This is a genomic window from Pseudaquabacterium pictum (assembly GCF_005403045.1).
Classification (GTDB): domain Bacteria; phylum Pseudomonadota; class Gammaproteobacteria; order Burkholderiales; family Burkholderiaceae_C; genus Pseudaquabacterium; species Pseudaquabacterium pictum.
The window spans coordinates 1-17063 of sequence record NZ_BJCL01000009.1 but is presented as its reverse complement, the minus strand read 5'-3'; the positions used below and the strand labels follow the sequence as shown (position 1 = coordinate 17063).

At 71.6% G+C, this 17063-nt stretch carries 12 protein-coding genes and 1 riboswitch; of the genes, 10 read left to right on the top strand and 2 right to left on the bottom strand.

Annotated elements, in window-relative coordinates; translation table 11 throughout:
- Window positions 1–81 precede the first annotated feature (81 nt).
- Window positions 82–2385, top strand: a complete 2304-nt coding sequence (locus FFT10_RS16920) for a helicase-related protein (RefSeq protein WP_137734039.1) — start codon at window positions 82–84, stop codon at window positions 2383–2385.
- On the opposite strand, the gene FFT10_RS16915 is transcribed toward FFT10_RS16920, so the two are convergent.
- On the bottom strand, window positions 2382–3425 hold the full coding sequence (locus tag FFT10_RS16915; protein WP_137734038.1) for a fumarylacetoacetate hydrolase family protein: 1044 nt from the start codon (window positions 3423–3425) through the stop codon (window positions 2382–2384). The genes FFT10_RS16920 and FFT10_RS16915 overlap by 4 nt on opposite strands.
- 55 nt (window positions 3426–3480) lie before the next feature.
- On the opposite strand from FFT10_RS16915, the gene FFT10_RS16910 reads away from it, so the two are divergent.
- From FFT10_RS16910 to FFT10_RS16880, 7 genes are all read left to right on the top strand, one after another.
- Complete coding sequence (locus FFT10_RS16910; protein WP_137734037.1) at window positions 3481–4587, top strand: DUF3108 domain-containing protein; 1107 nt, start codon at window positions 3481–3483, stop codon at window positions 4585–4587.
- Window positions 4588–4629: 42 nt separating this feature from the next.
- Window positions 4630–4914 carry a BTH_I0359 family protein gene (locus FFT10_RS16905; RefSeq protein WP_137734036.1) on the top strand — a complete coding sequence of 95 codons (285 nt, stop codon included), beginning with the start codon at window positions 4630–4632 and terminating at the stop codon, window positions 4912–4914.
- 112 nt (window positions 4915–5026) lie between these two features.
- Entirely contained in the window at window positions 5027–6478 is a 1452-nt protein-coding gene (locus FFT10_RS16900; RefSeq protein ID WP_162520826.1) for a putative bifunctional diguanylate cyclase/phosphodiesterase, read from the top strand.
- A gap of 38 nt (window positions 6479–6516) precedes the next feature.
- Complete coding sequence (locus FFT10_RS16895; RefSeq protein ID WP_137734034.1) at window positions 6517–7566, top strand: homocysteine S-methyltransferase family protein; 1050 nt, start codon at window positions 6517–6519, stop codon at window positions 7564–7566.
- A 68-nt stretch (window positions 7567–7634) separates the two neighbouring features.
- A riboswitch (S-adenosyl-L-homocysteine riboswitch) is annotated at window positions 7635–7735 on the top strand.
- A gap of 61 nt (window positions 7736–7796) precedes the next feature.
- Window positions 7797–10550, top strand: a complete 2754-nt coding sequence (gene metH, locus FFT10_RS16890) for a methionine synthase (RefSeq protein ID WP_137734033.1) — start codon at window positions 7797–7799, stop codon at window positions 10548–10550.
- 247 nt (window positions 10551–10797) lie between these two features.
- Entirely contained in the window at window positions 10798–12717 is a 1920-nt protein-coding gene (locus FFT10_RS16885; protein WP_137734032.1) for a cytochrome-c peroxidase, read from the top strand.
- A 38-nt stretch (window positions 12718–12755) separates the two neighbouring features.
- A complete protein-coding gene (locus tag FFT10_RS16880) occupies window positions 12756–13937 on the top strand; it encodes an MFS transporter (RefSeq protein ID WP_228027154.1) in 1182 nt (393 codons plus the stop codon).
- A gap of 14 nt (window positions 13938–13951) precedes the next feature.
- On the opposite strand, the gene FFT10_RS16875 is transcribed toward FFT10_RS16880, so the two are convergent.
- A complete protein-coding gene (locus tag FFT10_RS16875) occupies window positions 13952–15487 on the bottom strand; it encodes a YifB family Mg chelatase-like AAA ATPase (RefSeq protein ID WP_137734030.1) in 1536 nt (511 codons plus the stop codon).
- Between the two features lie 242 nt (window positions 15488–15729).
- On the opposite strand from FFT10_RS16875, the gene FFT10_RS16870 reads away from it, so the two are divergent.
- Entirely contained in the window at window positions 15730–16440 is a 711-nt protein-coding gene (locus FFT10_RS16870; protein WP_137734029.1) for a TorF family putative porin, read from the top strand.
- Window positions 16441–16464: 24 nt separating this feature from the next.
- Entirely contained in the window at window positions 16465–16803 is a 339-nt protein-coding gene (locus FFT10_RS16865) for a P-II family nitrogen regulator (protein WP_137734028.1), read from the top strand.
- Window positions 16804–17063: the final 260 nt, after the last annotated feature.

Here is a 17063-nt window from a genome sequence, read left to right as displayed (position 1 = left end):
CCACGCCGGCCGGGTCACCCAGGCGACCCCGGGCGACTGACGTGCCGCTGTCAGGTGCCGGGGTACATTCGCCGGCTGGCCATGTCCGACACCCCCACCCCCCTGACCCCACATGCCGCCCCGGCCCCCGCGCCGCGCCCGGCCCCGCATCCGCTGCCCAACGCACGCCATGTGGCGCGCCTGCCGCCGGGCACGCCGCTCGACGGCCTGCACCGCATCCGCCAGGCCGCCTACCAGTTGCCGCAGGTGGTGGCCGCGCACGACATGCCCGCCGACCTGGTGGCCGAGCACGCGCCCGACGCCGATGCCCGCATGGACGCCCTGGGCCTGCTGCTGCTGCAGAAGGGCGTGCCGGGCCAGCGCCCCAGCCGCTGGCTGGCGCCGTCGCTGATCACCACCGCGCTGCAGCACCTGGATGCCGTGGGCACCGGCCCCAAGCTGCGCGGGCTGATGACCGAGCGCAGCGGTGTGCTGGAAGCCCTGGGCATCAGCCGCGCCGGCCCCGACAGCTGGGAGCGCCAGGCCACCCACATGGTCCACCTGGCCCAGCATGGCTGGCGGGTGCCGGTGGTCTTCCTCACGCCGCTGGACGCCGCGCCGGTGTGGCGCTTCTTCCGCGACGGCGACAAGGCCGCCCTGCTGCTGGCCCTGCGCGATGTGCCCGACTACCCCCACGCCACCGCGCTGCAGGCCGCGCTGGACACCCTGGTGGAGCAGGCCGGCCACATCAACCCCGGCCGGATCGACAGCCTGCTGCCCGGCCTGACCGCCGAGTGCAGCACGCCACAGCCGCTGGAGGGCCTGCGCGCCGCCTGCACCCGCGCGCTCGACCGCTGGGCCAACCGCGTCAACGAGCTCGACACGCTGGACGACCTGAGCAGCGAGCTGGCCTTCCAGGGCTACCCCGACAGCTTCAAGACCGCCCGCCGGGCCAACCGCACGGTGACGCTGTTCGTCGGCCCGCCCAACAGCGGCAAGACCCACCAGGCCTTCGAGCGCCTGGCCACCTGCGAGCGCGGCGTCTACCTGGCGCCGCTGCGCCTGCTGGCGCTGGAAGGGCGCGATCGGCTGATGGCCCGCGGCGTGCCCTGCAGCCTGCGCACCGGCGAGGAAAGCGCGCCGGTCGAGGGCGCCCGCGTCGTCAGCAGCACCATCGAGATGATGGGCACCGGCGACCTGATCGACGTGGCGGTGATCGACGAAGCCCAGATGATCTTCGACCCCAGCCGCGGCTGGGCCTGGACGCAGGCCATCGTCGGCGCACCGGCCAAGGAACTGCTGATCATCTGCAGCGCGTATGCCGTGCCCGCCATCGAGAACCTGCTGGGCCTGTGCGGCGAGCGCTGCACCGTGCGCCACTTCGAGCGCAAGCAGCAGGTGCAGCTGCTGCCGGCGGCCGTGCCCATCGCCAGCCTGAAGCTGGGCGACGCGGTGGTGGCCTTCAGCCGCAAGGATGTGCTGATGCTGCGCGACCAGGTCTCGGACAACGGCAAGTCGGTCAGCGTGATCTACGGTGCCCTGCCGCCGGAGGTGCGCCGCCGCGAGGCCGAGCGCTTCGCCACCGGCCAGACCGAGGTGCTGGTGGCGACGGACGCCATCGGCATGGGCCTGAACCTGCCGATCCGCCGGGTGCTGTTCTCCACGCTGACCAAGTTCGACGGCGAGGGCGACCGCACCCTGGACGAGAGCGAGGTGCACCAGATCGCCGGCCGCGCCGGCCGCTACGGCATCCATGAAGAAGGCTTTGCCGGCGTGCTGGCCGAGGCCGAGCCCAGCGCCGGCCGCACGCTGCGGGAACTGCTGGCGCTGCAGCCGCGGGCGCCGCGGCACTTCAAGGCGCCGGTGGCACCGAACTGGTGGCACATCGAGACCATCGCCGGCAAGCTGGGCAAGCGCAAGCTGCGCGAGGTGCTGGGCGTGTTCGTCGAGCAGCTGACGCTGGACAACGCCCACTTCGCAGTGGCCGAGCTGGCGCAGATGCTGGAGATCGCTGGCCACCTGGACGAACGCGCCGCGCCGCTGAGCCTGCGCGAACGCTTCCTCTACGCCCAGGCGCCAGTGGACACCCGCACCGATCAATTGATGCAGCAGTTCCTGGGCTGGACCGAGCGCCATGCCTGGGACGGCCAGGCCGGCGAGCCCGGCTTCCTGCACGAGGTCAGCGAGAACAGCCGGCTCGACCGCATGGAGCAGGTGCTGCGCGCCTGCACCCTGTGGCTGTGGCTGGACCAGCGCTTTCCCAATGTGTTCGGCTACGTGGACGAGGTGCAGGCCCAGCGTGAACGGCTGAACGACGGCATCGCCAGCCAGCTGCGGGCGCGCCGGCCGCTGTGGCAGGCGCGCGGTGGCCGGCCGGGCGGCGGGCCACGCGGGCGACGGCGCTAGTCGGTGCCGTCCGGCGGCGGCGTGTCGTCGTCGCCGTCTGCGTCGGCCGGTGCATCGGCCTGCGGGCCGCTCACCCGCTGCACGATGGCGCCGAACACGCTCAGCCCGTCGCGGCCGGTCATCTCCAGCCGCACGGTGTCGCCGATCGCCAGGTACGGCGTGGCCGGCGCGCCCAGCTCCACCGCCTCCACCGCCCGCCGCTCGACGATGCAGCCGAAGCCCTTGGCCGCATCCTGGTTGCTGACCGTGCCCGAGCCGATGATGCTGCCCGCCCGCACGTTGCGCGTCTTCGCCAGGTGGGCGATCAGTTCACCGAAGTGGAACTGCATCTCCGGCCCGGCGTCGTTCAGCCCCACCTTGCGGCCGTTGACGCTGGACTGCAGCGTCCCGTGCACCCGGCCGTGCTGCCAGGCCTCGCCCAGCTCGTCGGGCGTGACGGCCACCGGGCCGAAGGCGGTGGCCGGCTTGCTCTGCACGAAACCGAAGCCCTTGGCCAGCTCGGCCGGCACCAGCTCGCGCAGGCTCCAGTCATTGGCCAGCAGCAGCAGGCGGATGCCGTCCAGGCCCTGGGCCGCATCGGCGCCCATGGCCACGTCGCCGGTGATGACCGCCAGCTCGGCCTCGAAGTCGATGCCCCAGCTGGGGCTGCCGAACCAGGCGTCGTCGCAGGGGCCGAGGAAGTCGTCGCTGCCGCCCTGGTACATCAACGGGTCGGTGGTGGCCGATGGCGGCAGCGTGGCGCCGCGCGCGCGCCGCACCCGCTCCAGGTGCGGCAGGTAGGCCGAGCCGTCGGCCCACTGGTAGGCGCGCGGCAGCGGCGCCATGCACTGGCGTGGCTCGAAGGCGAAGGCATGCCGCGCCTTGCCCTGGTTCAGGGTGACGTACAGATCCTGCAGCTGCGGCGACAGGAAGTTCCAGTCGTCCAGCACCTGCTGCAGCCGGGTGGCGATGCCGGTGGCGTAATGGGCCGTGCTCAGGTCGCGCGAGACGACGACCAGCTGGCCGTCGCGCGAGCCGTCTCGGTAGGTGGCGAGTTTCATCGGGGTGGGGGAGGGCTGGAAGCGACCGGCGGCCGCGCGGTGGCAGCATTGTCCGATGGCCACGCCCAGCGCCTCTGCAGGCTTGCTGCACGCCGCCCCGCGCGGGCCGCGGCGACCCGGCCGCTGGCGGTCGGCGCTGCTGCTGGCCCTGGCAGTGGCCGGCTGGCATGCCTGGTTGGTGGACCGGCTGGCGCCACCGGCCGCGCCGGTCGGCCCGCCCCGGCCTGGGCTGGTGCAGCTGCGCAGCCTGCCGCCGGCCGGCGCACTGCCGGCAGGTGTCGGCTCGACCACGCCGGCCGTTCCGGCATCGCCGCGACCAGCACCGTTGTTGCCACCTGCGTCCCCGCCCGCTCCGCCTGCCGCCCCGGGCCTGGTGGCCGCGGACGCACCGCCGGTGGCTGTCCCACCCGACCGGGCGCCCATGCCGGATGCCGGGCTGCCCATGGCTGCGGAGGCCGCCATCGACACCGAGGCCGACGGCGAAGCCGGCCCCGCCGGCCTGCCGCCGCCGCTGTACCCCACCCAGCTGCCGCCCCCCACGCAGCTGCGCTACGCACTGCTGCACAACGGCCAGGCTGGCGACGCATGGTTGACCTGGCAGCACGACGGCCAGCGCTACCAGCTCACGCTGCAGGCGCAGACGGCGGCCGGTGTGCCGCTGCTGCAGCAGGCCAGCGCCGGTCTGCTGGAGTCCCACGGCCTGGCGCCCGACCGCTTCACCGACCGCCGCCGCCAGGGCCGCACGCAGGCCGCCAACTTCCGGCGCGACACCGGCCAGATCAGCTACTCCGGCCCGCCGCAGCAGCACCCGGCCTGGCCCGGTGCGCAGGACCGGCTGAGCTGGCTGGCGCAGCTGGTGGCGGTGCTGGCGGCCACCGGCAGCCCGCCGCCCGAGGCGGTGACGCTGTTCGTCACCGATGCCCGCGGCCAGGCCGGCCTGTGGCAGTTGCAGCGCCAGCCCGACGAGCTGCTCAGCACGCCTGGCGGCGCCTGGCCGGCGCAGCGCTGGTTGCGCGAGCCGCCGCGGCCCGAAGGCCTGCGCATCGAGGTCTGGCTGCCGGCGGACCCCGCCGGCCCTGCAGGCGCCTGGCCGCTGCGCCTGCGCCTGCTGGTGCCGCGCTCGGGCCACCAACTGGAACTGCTGCGTGCCACGCCGCCTTGAAACCGCCGGCCGCGCCCGCACCTCTTGAGACCAGGAGACCCCATGCAGACCCTCTACAACTCCGACAGTTTCGTGGTCGTGTCCTTCGACCTGCCCGGCGGCGACGATGCCGCGCCCCGCCTGCAGCGCGGCGGGTTCGAGATCGTCGACAAGCTCGCGCGCAAGGAGATCTTCATCGAAGGCGCGCTGGCCGAGCACTTCAAGCAGGGCGTGCAGGCCCTGGTGGACGGCCAGGCGCCAGGCGATGCCGATGCGCTGCACGCGCTGATCGACGACTACATCGCCGGCTACACCGCGCTGGCCCAGCAGCCCGTCGTGCTGCACTGAGCCGGGTAACCGGCAGGCGGGTGGGCTGCCGCGGTGCTCAAGTCGGCCGTGCAGCGGCCGAGATCACCGCATGCCGTCCTGGTTGACCCCCGATCACCTGCCTGGCTGGGCCGTGCCTGCCTTGCTGCTGGTGATGGCCGGCCTGGCGCTGGCGCTGGGCGTGCTGCTGTGGCAGCGCGGCCTGCTGCTGCGCAGTCTGGCGCGCCAGCGCGGCGCGCGCACCGGCGCCGCCGCCGTGCGCGGCCTGCTGGCCGGCGACCGGGTGGCGCAGGCGCTGGATGCCGCCGTCGACCGCTGCGACCGCGAGGCCGGCACGCTGTGCCTGCTGCTGATCAACCTCGACCACCTGCAGGCCGTCAACGACGGCTACGGCCACCTGCAGGCCGATCTGCTGATCGCCGAAGCCGCGGGCCGCCTGCAGCAGCTGGCCGGGCCCGATGCCCAGCTGGCCCGCCTGGGCGGGGTGGAGTTTCTGCTGATGGTGCACACCGATCTGGCGGACGCCTGCGACCTGGCCGACACCGTCTGCCAGGCGCTGGCCCGGCCCTACCCCGTGGCCGGACGTGCCGATGTGACGCTCAGCTGCAGCATCGGCCTGGCCGCCTACCCCGCCCACGGCGCGCGTCCGCGCCTGGTCGGCCATGCCGCGGTGGCCATGCGCCAGGTGCAGCATGCCGGCGGCGGCGACTACATGGTGTTCGACCCGAAGATGGCGGTCGACCAGCGCGAGCAGGCCGAGCTGCTGGCCGACCTGCGCCAGGCGGTGGTGCGCGGCCAGCTGGAACTGGTCTACCAGCCGAAGGTGGACGCACGCAGCCTGCAGATCACCGCCGCCGAGGCGCTGCTGCGCTGGCACCACCCGAAGCGCGGCATGGTCAGCCCGGCTTTGTTCATCCCGCTGGCCGAGCGCCACGGGCTGATCGGCGCCATCGGCAACTGGGTGATCGACGACGCGACCCGCCAGGCCGCGGCCTGGCGGGCGCTGGGCCTGCGCATGCGGGTGGCCATCAACATCTCGGCCTACCAGATGCGGCAGGACGACCTGGTCGACCGGCTGGAGGCAGCGCTGGCGCGCCACAACCTGCAGCCCGGGCGCTTCACCTGCGAGATCACCGAATCGGTGGCGATGGAGGACACGCAGGTCACCCAGCGCAGCTTCGAGCGCCTGCGCCGCGCCGGCCTGCATGTGTCGATCGACGACTTCGGCGTCGGCCAGGCCAGCCTGAGCTACCTGCGCCGCCTGCCGGCGGCCGAGCTGAAGATCGATGCCTCGTTCGTGCAAGACCTGGGCACCAGCGACGATGCCCGCGCCATCGTCGATGCGGTGGTCAAGCTGGCCCATGCCCTGGGCCTGCGGGTGGTGGCCGAAGGCGTGGAGACCGCGCGCCAGCGCGATCTGCTGGTGCAGCTGGGCTGCGACGAGCTGCAGGGCTTCCTGTTCGCCAAGCCGATGCATGCCGCCCAGCTGGCGGTGTGGGCCCAGCTGGCCGACGAGCGCCCGCCGCCGCAGGCGGTGGACTTCCGCGACTCGCTGTTCCTGGACACCCAGCCGGCGGAGGCCTGACGCCCGCACGCCGCAGAGGCGACTTCTACAATCGGCCGATGTCCCGACACACCTACACCCGCGCCGCCGGCCTGCCGGCCCTGCTGCAGCGGCGCATCGCCATCATCGACGGTGCCATGGGCACGATGATCCAGCGCTACAAGCTGACCGAGGCCGACTTCCGCGGTGCGCGCTTTGCCGACCATGGCAAGGACCTGAAGGGCAACAACGACCTGCTGCAGCTGACCCGGCCCGACGTGATCCGCGAGATCCACGACCAGTACCTGGCCGCCGGCGCCGACCTGGTCGAGACCAATACCTTCGGCGCCACCAGCATCGCGCAGGAAGACTACGGCCTGGCCCACATCGCCCGCGAGCTGAACGTGGAAGCCGCCCGCCTGGCCCGCGCCGCCTGCGACGCCGCCAGCACGCCCGACCACCCGCGTTACGTGGCCGGCGCCCTGGGCCCGACGCCGCGCACCGCCAGCATCAGCCCCGACGTGAACGACCCGGGTGCGCGCAACGTCAGCTTCGACGAACTGCGCGCCGCCTACTTCGAGCAGGCCAGCGGCCTGCTCGAAGGCGGTGCCGACCTGTTCCTGGTGGAGACCATCTTCGACACGCTGAACGCCAAGGCGGCGATCTTCGCGCTCGACGAGCTGATGGAGCAGACCGGCGAGCGCCTGCCGGTGATCATCAGCGGCACCGTCACCGATGCCTCCGGCCGCATCCTCAGCGGCCAGACCGTGCCCGCCTTCTGGCACAGCGTGCGGCACGCGCGGCCGCTGGCCGTGGGCCTGAACTGCGCGCTGGGCGCCGCGGTGATGCGGCCCTACATCGAGGAACTGGCCAAGGTGGCCGGCGACACCTTCATCAGCTGCTACCCGAACGCCGGCCTGCCGAATCCGATGAGCGAGACCGGCTTCGACGAGACACCGGAGGTGACCGGCCGCATGCTGGCCGAGTTCGCCCAGGCCGGCTTCGTCAACATCGTCGGCGGCTGCTGCGGCACCACGCCCGAGCACATCGCCGAGATCGCCCGCCGCGTGGGCAGCTACCGGCCGCGCAGCAAGGCCGATCCGCTGTTCAGCGGGCTGCTGGCCGCCTGAGCGGTGTGATGTCACGCCCCGCGGTGCGGCACACGCCGCGGGCGGGGCGGCACCCGTAGAATGCGGGTCTCCCCGAGGAGCGTTGCGACGGCGGTTCAGCCCTGAACCTGCTGCCAGGCTCGGGGCGGTGCCGGTGTCCATCGGTGCCTGGCAACGGCGCTCACCCACCGCCTGCTGCAGGCGCGCCGGGTGAGCCGGGCGCCACAGTGGGCCTGCTGCCTGAACTGCCCATGACCGACGCCACCCAGCCCAGCCCTGTCACCCCGCCGCCGATGCGCCTGGCCGGCCTGGAGCCGGTGACCATCGGTGCCGGCAACCTGTTCGTCAACATCGGCGAGCGCACCAACGTCACCGGCAGCAAGGCCTTCGCCCGGATGATCCTGGAAGGCCGCTATGAAGACGCGCTGAGCGTGGCCCGCCAGCAGGTGGAGAACGGCGCGCAGATCATCGACGTCAACATGGACGAGGCCATGCTCGACAGCGTGGCGGCGATGGAGCGCTTCCTCAAGCTGATCGCCAGCGAGCCCGAGATCGCGCGGGTGCCGATCATGGTCGACAGCTCGAAGTGGAGCGTGATCGAGACGGGCCTGAAGTGCCTGCAGGGCAAGGGCATCGTCAACAGCATCAGCCTGAAGGAAGGCGAGGCCGAGTTCCGCCGCCAGGCCACGCTGCTGCGGCGCTATGGCGCAGCCACCGTGGTGATGGCCTTCGACGAGCAGGGCCAGGCCGACACCTTCGAACGCAAGATCCAGATCTGCGAGCGCGCCTACCGGCTGCTGGTCGACGAGATCGGCTTCCCGGCCGAGGACATCATCTTCGACCCGAACATCTTCGCGATCGCCACCGGCATCGAGGAACACGCCAACTACGCGGTCGACTTCATCAACGCCACCCGCTGGATCAAGCAACACCTGCCGGGCGCCAAGGTGTCGGGCGGCGTCAGCAACGTGAGCTTCAGCTTCCGCGGCAACGAGCCGGTGCGCGAGGCGATCCACACCGTGTTCCTGTACCACGCCATCCGCGCCGGGCTGGACATGGGCATCGTCAACGCCGGCATGGTGGGCGTGTACGACGACATCCCGGCCGACCTGCGCGAGCGGGTGGAAGACGTGGTGCTGAACCGCCGGCCCGACAGCACCGAGCGCCTGCTGGAGGTGGCCGAGAACGTCAAGGGCGCGGCCAAGGACGACACCCAGCGCCTGGCCTGGCGCGCCGGCACGGTGGATGAGCGCCTGAGCCATGCCCTGGTGCACGGCATCACCGACTTCATCACCGAAGACACCGAGGCCTGCTGGCAGCGCATCGCCGCCGCCGGCGGCCGGCCGCTGCATGTGATCGAAGGCCCGCTGATGGCCGGCATGAACGTGGTGGGCGACCTGTTCGGCCAGGGCAAGATGTTCCTGCCCCAGGTGGTCAAGAGCGCCCGGGTGATGAAGCAGGCGGTGGCCCACCTGCTGCCCTACATCGAGGCCGAGAAGAAGCTGCTGCAGGACGCCGGCGGCGATGTGAAGCCCAAGGGCAAGATCGTCATCGCCACGGTCAAGGGCGACGTGCACGACATCGGCAAGAACATCGTCACCGTCGTCCTGCAGTGCAACAACTTCGAGGTGGTGAACATGGGCGTGATGGTGCCCTGCCAGGACATCCTGGCCAAGGCACGCGTCGAGGGCGCCGACATCATCGGCCTCTCCGGCCTGATCACGCCCAGCCTGGAAGAGATGCAGCATGTCGCCGCCGAGATGCAGCGCGACGACTGGTTCCGCATGAAGAAGATCCCGCTGCTGATCGGCGGCGCCACCTGCAGCCGGGTGCACACCGCGGTGAAGATCGCGCCGCACTACGAAGGCCCGGTGGTCTACGTGCCCGACGCCAGCCGCAGCGTGGGCGTGTGCAGCGACCTGCTGAGCGACGAGCGCGCGGCCAAGTTCATCGACGAGCTGAAGACCGACTACGACAAGGTGCGCGCCCTGCACGCCAGCAAGAAGGCCACGCCGCTGGTGACGCTGGCCGCCGCCCGCGCCAACAAGACGCCGATCGCCTGGGCCGGCTACACCCCGCCCCAGCCCAAGTTCACCGGCCGCCGTGTCTTCAAGAACTTCGACCTGGCCGAGCTGGCCGGCTGCATCGACTGGGCGCCGTTCTTCCAGACCTGGGACCTGGCCGGCAAATTCCCCGACATCCTGAAGGACGAGGTGGTGGGCGCCGAGGCGGTGCGGGTGTTCTCCGACGGCAAGCGCCTGCTGCAGCGCGCCATCGACGGCCGCTGGCTGCAGGCCAACGGCGTGGTCGGTTTCTGGCCGGCCAACACGGTGGACGACGACACCATCGCCATCTACACCGACGACAGCCGCACCGAGGTGCTGCTGCACTGGCGCCCGCTGCGGCTGCAGACCGAGCGACCGGTGATCGACGGCGTGAAGCGCCCCAACCGCAGCCTGGCCGACTTCATCGCGCCGCGGGCCGATGCCGGTGGAAAGGATGACTGGATCGGCCTGTTCGCCGTCACCGCCGGCCTGGGCATCGACAAGAAGGTCGCCCAGTTCGAGGCCGACCACGACGACTACCAGGCCATCATGCTCAAGGCCCTGGCCGACCGCCTGGCCGAGGCCTTCGCCGAGCGCCTGCACCAGCGGGTGCGCACCGACCTGTGGGGCTACGCCCCCGACGAGGCGCTGAGCAACGAGCAGCTGATCGCCGAAGCCTACCGCGGCATCCGCCCGGCGCCGGGCTACCCCGCCTGCCCCGACCACAGCGTCAAGCGGGCGATGTTCGACGCCCTGCAGGCGGCCGACATCGGCATGGGCCTGACCGAGAGCCTGGCGATGACGCCGGCTGCCAGCGTCAGCGGCTTTTATTTGGCCCACCCGGAAGCCACCTACTTCAACGTCGGCCGCATCGGCGAGGACCAGGTCGAGGCCTGGGCCCATGCCGAGGCCATCGACGCCAGCCTGGCGCGGCGGCTGCTGGCGCCCGTGCTGGGCTGATCTGCCGGGGTGCGGGCACCGCAGGGCGCCCATTTTGCGCTTGTCGGCATATTTATCATTTCGTCAAGCCCCAAGGCGCTGGTTGACGCTGCTTCACCAGCGATTAACGTGTCAGCAACGTGAGGTGCGGGGCAGAGGTTGGACTTCGGAGGTGGCTGCATCAGCCCCGGCGGGGGATGGCAGGGCCGGCACCTGACGGCCCGTTCGGGTGGCCCAAGGCACCCGGCACCCACTTCCGAGGATCACCATGCAGTACACACTTCCGCACACCGCCGCCAGCGCGCCCCGCCCGTGGCGACTGGCCACGCTGATCGCGGCGCTGGCCACCGCCGCCAGCCTGGCCCAGGCCCAGAACGCACCCAGCCCGCCGTCGTCGCTGGCCTTGGCCAGCCGGCCCGAGCCGTCCAACCTGGGTGACTTCGTCGCCAACAAGGCCGCCGCCATCGCACTGGGCAAGGCCCTGTTCTGGGACGGCCGGCTGGGCAGCGACGGCCGCACCGGCTGCGCCTCTTGCCACTTCCATGCCGGCGCCGACACCCGCAGCAAGAACCAGCTGTCGCCGGGCCCCAACAAGTCCAGTTTCGCCTTCGCCGGCCCGAACTACCAGTTCAAGCCGAGCGACTTCCCGCTGCACCAGTTCGCCAACCCCGACGACCGCCATTCCGCCGTGGTGCGCAGCCTGGGCGCGGTGGTCAGTTCGCAGGGCGTGTTCCGCGAGCAGCACGCCAACATCGTGCGGGGGCAGGCGGACGATGCACGCCAGGTGGTCTACGACCCGGTGTTCCATGTCGGCACCAGCAACACCCGCCGGGTGGAGCCGCGCAACACGCCCAGCGTGATCAATGCCGTGTTCAACCTGCGCAATTTCTGGGACGGCCGGGCGCAGACGGTGTTCAACGGCGTCAATCCCTGGGGCAAGCGTGACACCGGCGCCAAGGTGTTCCGCAGCAGCCTGTCCTGGAACCCGCTGAACCTGCCCAACCCCAGCTTCGGCACCAGCATCACGCTGCAGGATTCCAGCCTGGCCTCGCAGGCCTCGGGCCCGCCGCTGAGCGACTTCGAGATGAGCGCCGCCGGCCGCACCTTCCCCGAGCTGGGCCGCAAGATGTATTCGCTGCGCCCCTTGGCCGGCCAGGCGGTGGCTGCCGACGACAGCGTGCTGGCCAGCCTGCGCCATGCCAGCGGCGATGGCCTGGCACCCGCCAGCTATGCCGACATGGTGCGCACCGCCTTCAAGCCGGTGTGGTGGAACGCCAATGTCGGCGTGACCGTGGCCGGCAAGCCCTACCAGCAGATCGAGGCCAACTTCAGCCTGTTCTTCAGCCTGGCGCTGCAGCTCTACCAGGCCACGCTGGTGTCCGACCAGACGCCGTTCGACAAGTACCTGGAGGGCAACACCGCCGCGCTGACGGTGGAGCAGCAGCAGGGCTTCGCGGTGTTCATGGGCAAGGGCAAGTGCATCAACTGCCACGGCGGCGCCGCACTGACGAATGCCAGCATCCACCGCAAGTTCGTCACCGGCCGCATGAGCAACATGCCCATGGGCAACGGCGCCAGCGCGGTCTATGACGAGGGCTTCTACAACATCGGTGTCACCCGCACGTCCGATGACATCGGCCTGGGCGGCCGCGACCCGTACAACAACCCGCTGTCGTTCAGCGGCCTGGCCAAGGAGCGCAGCCTGCTGTTCGCCACCTACGAACTGGACCTGGCCAACGTGGCCGTCTCGCCCTGGACCCGCATCGCGGTCAACGGCGCATTCAAGACGCCGGGCCTGCGCAACGTGGCGCTCACCGCGCCGTACTTCCACAACGGTGGTGCCGCCACGCTGGAGCAGGTGGTCGAGTTCTACAACCGCGGTGGCAACTTCGCGATGGAGAACATCGCCGACCTGGATGCGGACATCCAGCCGCTGGGGCTCACCGCCACCGAGAAGGCCTCGCTGGTGGCCTTCATGAAGGCGCTGACCGACGAGCGTGTGCGCCGCCATGCCGCGCCATTCGACCATCCGCAGCTCACGCTGACCAACGGCCACCCCGGCGACACCACCAGCACCACCGGCGACACCGCCGGCCGCGCGCTCGACAGCCTGCTGGTGCTGCCGGCGGTGGGGCGCAGCGGCTACCCGGCCGCCGCCATCCCGGTGCCGTTCCTGGGCCTGAACTAGGCCCTGCCGCGGCGGGCGGTGGCGTGACAATGCAGCGCATGTCACCCCCCGCCCGCAGCGTGGCGCTGCTGCTCAACATCGCGCATGCCCTGGACCACCTCTTCCTGCTGATCTTCGCCACCGCGGTGGCGGCCATCGCGGCAGACTTCGGCTTCAGCCGCTGGGAAGACCTGATGCCCTACGGCGTCGGCGCCTTCCTGATGTTCGGCCTGGGCTCGCTGCCCGCCGGCAAGCTGGGCGACAGCTGGGGCCGGCGGCCGATGATGCTGGTGTTCTTCTTCGGCATGGGCGCCTCGGCCCTGCTGGCCGCGGCCACCCAGAACGCCTGGCAGCTGGCCGCCGCGCTGACGCTGCTGGGCGCGTTCTCGGCCATCTACCACCCGGTGGGCATCCCGATGCTGGTGCAGGGCGCCAAGAAGCCGGGCGCCACCATCGGCATCAATGGCCTGAGCGGCAACCTGGGCATCGCCGCGGCGGCGCTGGCCACCGGCTTCCTGGTGCACCTGGCGGGCTGGCGGGCCGCCTTTGCCGTGCCGGGCCTGCTGTGCATCGCCCTGGGCCTGCTGTTCGCCCGCGTCGTGCCAGCCGAGGCGCAGCCGCCGTCACGCCGCAAGACGGCCAGCGCCATCGCCCTGGCGCCGGGCCAGCTGGCAAGGGTGCTGGTGGTGATGACGGTGGCCTCGGCCACCGCCGGGCTGCTGTTCAACCTCACCACCAACGGCAATGCCCAGTTGCTGACCGAGCGGCTGGGTGGCCTGGTGAACGACCCGGCCACCATCGGCCTGCTGCTGGCCGGCGTGTATGCGCTGGCCAGCCTGTCGCAGGTGGTGGTGGGCCGGCTGCTCGACCGGGTGCCGCTCAAGCGGCTGCAACTGGGCATCGTGCTGTGCCAGGCGCCCTTGCTGGCGCTGGCCAGCCAGGCCCAGGGCTGGTGGCTGTATGCGGCGCTGCTGGGGGTGATGGTGCTGATCTTCGGCGCCATCCCGTTCACCGATGCGGTGATCGTGCGTTATGTCGACGACCACATGCGCAGCCGCGTGGCCGGGCTGCGGCTGACGCTGAGCCTGGGCTTCAGCTCGCTGGCGGTGTGGGCGCTCGGGCCGGTGGTCAAGGCCGCCGGCTTTGGCACGCTGTTCCTGTGGATGGCCGGCATCTCGCTGTGCACCGCTGCGGCGCTGCTGGCCATGCCGGGCGAGCCGCGCCGCGCGGCGGCCGCCTGATCGACTGGGGTGCCTCAGGCGCCGGGCAGGGCACGCCGGTACTGCATCGCCTCGCCCAGGTGCGCCACGGTGATGGCATCGGCGCCCGCCAGGTCGGCGATGGTGCGGGCCACCTTCAGCGCCCGGTGCACGCCACGGCCTGACCAGCCCAGCCGGGCCGCCGCCTGCTGCAGGAAGCGGCTGGCGGCGGCGTCCAGCGGCGCATGGCGGTCCAGCGCTGCCGCGTCCAGGTGGGCATTGGCACAGCCCTGGCGCGCCTGCTGGCGGGCGTGGGCAGCGGCCACGCGCGCGGCCACGGCGGCCGTGGCTTCCCCTTCGGGCTGGGCCAGCAGGGCCTCGGGCGGCACGGCGGCCACCTCCACCTGCAGGTCGATGCGGTCGAGCAGCGGGCCCGACAGCTTGCCCTGGTAGCGCGCCACCTGCTCGGGCGTGCAGCGGCAGGCACGCCCGGCCACCTGCGCCCCCAGCCAGCCGCAGGGGCAGGGGTTCATCGCCGCCACCAGCTGGAACTCGGCCGGGAACTGCGCCGACCGCGCGGCGCGGGCGATGGTGATGCGTCGGGTCTCCAGCGGCTCGCGCAGGGCTTCCAGCGCGGCCCGGGGAAATTCGGGCAGTTCGTCCAGGAACAGCAGGCCGCCATGGGCCAGCGAGATCTCGCCCGGCCGCGGCGGCGAGCCGCCGCCCACCAGCGCCACCGCGCTGGCCGAATGGTGCGGCGCCCGCAGTGGCCGCTGCCGCCAGCTGGCGGGGTCGAAGCCGCCTGGCGCCAGGCCGGCCAGGGCCGCGCTGGCCAGGGCCTCGTCGTCGCCCATCGGCGGCAGCAGGCCGGCCAGGCGCTGGGCCAGCATGCTCTTGCCGCTGCCGGGCGGGCCGACCATCAGCAGCGCATGAAAACCCGCGGCGGCCACTTCCAGCGCCCGCTTGGCGGCGGCCTGGCCCCGCACGTCACGCAGGTCGGGCGCTGCCGGGCCGGCGGCATCGGGCGGCGGCAGGGTGGGCGGCAGGGCTTCGGCGGCGTCGCCCGGCAGCAGCGCGCGCACCACGGTCAGCAGGTCGGGTGCACCGCACACGCGCACCTGGCGGGCGCGCGCGGCCTCGGCCGCACTGGCCTGGGGCAGTACCAGGGTGACGGGCGGCGCATCGCCGGCCGCGTCGCGCTGCACCGCCAGGGCCAGCGCCAGTGCGCCGCGCACCGGGCGCAGGGCGCCGGCCAGGCTCAGCTCGCCGGCGAATTCGCAGGCCGCCAGACGGGCGGCGTCCAGCTGGCCGTCGGCGGCCAGGATGCCCAGCGCGATGGGCAGATCGAAGCGGCCGCTTTCCTTGGGCAGATCGGCCGGTGCCAGGTTGACGGTGATGCGCTTGTTGTGCGGAAAGGCAAAACCCGAGTTGGTCAGCGCCGCGCGCACCCGCTCGCGGGATTCCTTGACCTCGGTGTCGGCCAGTCCCACCAGGGTGAAGCTGGGCAGGCCGTTGGCCAGGTGCACCTCCACCTGCACCGGCGGCGCCGCCAGGCCATCCAGCGCACGGCTCTTGATCACTGCCAGGGACATCGCAGCCATCCTTCCTGGCGTTGCATTGTGCGCGTGGATCTGCAACCGGCCGGTCCGCACCAAATGCGTGCATTTGGTGGCGGCGCCTGCTGTTGGTGCGCATCCATGCCGCGGCTTGGTGTGCCCTTGTGCCGCTTGTCACCGGCTTGGGGCGCTTTCACCGGGGGAACCCGCAGGTGGCATGGAAGCTGCAGAGATTGCATCGAAAGCGATCCCTCATCCCACCTCTGGAGAACTGACCCATGAAAAAAACACTGCTGGCTGTTGCGGCCACCCTGGCTGCCTCTGCATTCCCCACCGTCGCCTCGGCCCAGCTGTCGTTCAACGTCGGCGCCACCACGGACTACCGCTACCGCGGCGTGTCACAGTCGCGCCTGAAGCCGGCTGTCTCCGCCGGTGCCGACTACGCGGCCGGCGCGTTCTACGTGGGTGCCTGGGCGTCCTCGATCAAGTGGGTCAAGGACGGCGGCGGCGACGGCAACATGGAGCTGGACCTGTACGGCGGCTACAAGGGTGAGCTGGCCAAGGACGTCGGCTTCGACGTCGGCATCCTGGCCTATGTCTACCCCGGCAATGACCTGCCCACCAGCGCCAACACCACCGAGCTGTACGGCGCCATCACCTTCGGCCCCGCCACGCTGAAGTACTCGCACAGCGTGACCAACCTGTTCGGCTTTGCCGACAGCAAGAACAGCGGCTACCTCGACCTGACGGCCACCTTCCCGGTGGGTCCGGTGTCGGTCACCCCGCACATCGGCTACCAGAAGGTCCGTGGCACCGGCAACGATCCGTTCTCGTACACCGACTACTCGCTGACCGTGGGCTACGAGGCCATGCCCGGTCTCACGCTGACGGCCGCCGTGGTCGGCACCGACAACAAGCAGTACGTGTCGCCGGCCGGCAAGAACCTGGGCAAGTCGGCCCTGGTCCTCGGCGTCAAGTACGGCTTCTGACCCCCCATCGAAAGGGAGCTAACCATGAAGATGGTGACCGCGATCGTCAAGCCGTTCAAGCTGGACGAAGTGCGTGAGGCCCTCAGCGCCATCGGCGTGCAGGGCATCACGGTGACCGAGGTCAAGGGCTTCGGTCGCCAGAAGGGCCACACCGAGCTGTACCGCGGCGCCGAGTACGTGGTCGACTTCCTGCCCAAGGTGAAGATCGAGGCCGCGGTGGACGACAGCATCGTCGACCGGGTGATCGAGGCCATCGAGGGATCGGCCCGCACCGGCAAGATCGGCGACGGCAAGATCTTCGTCTCCACCCTGGAGCAGGTGGTCCGCATCCGCACCGGCGAGACCGGCAAGGACGCCCTCTGACCTGACCTGTCGCGCCGGCTGGCCCCGCCCGCGGCTGCCGCCGCCGGGCAGCCGCGTGCCCCCTACGAGCCCACAAGAATCCGCAAGGAAAGAATCCACCATGAGAAAGCTCCTCGCTTCCCTCGCCCTGGGCCTCGCCGTCCTGGGCTTTGCGGGCGGCGCGATGGCGCAGGACGCCGCCGCGTCCGCGCCCGCCGCCACTGCATCGGCCACCGCCGATGCCGCCTCTGCGGCGGCGCCGGCCGCTGCGCCCGCGCCCG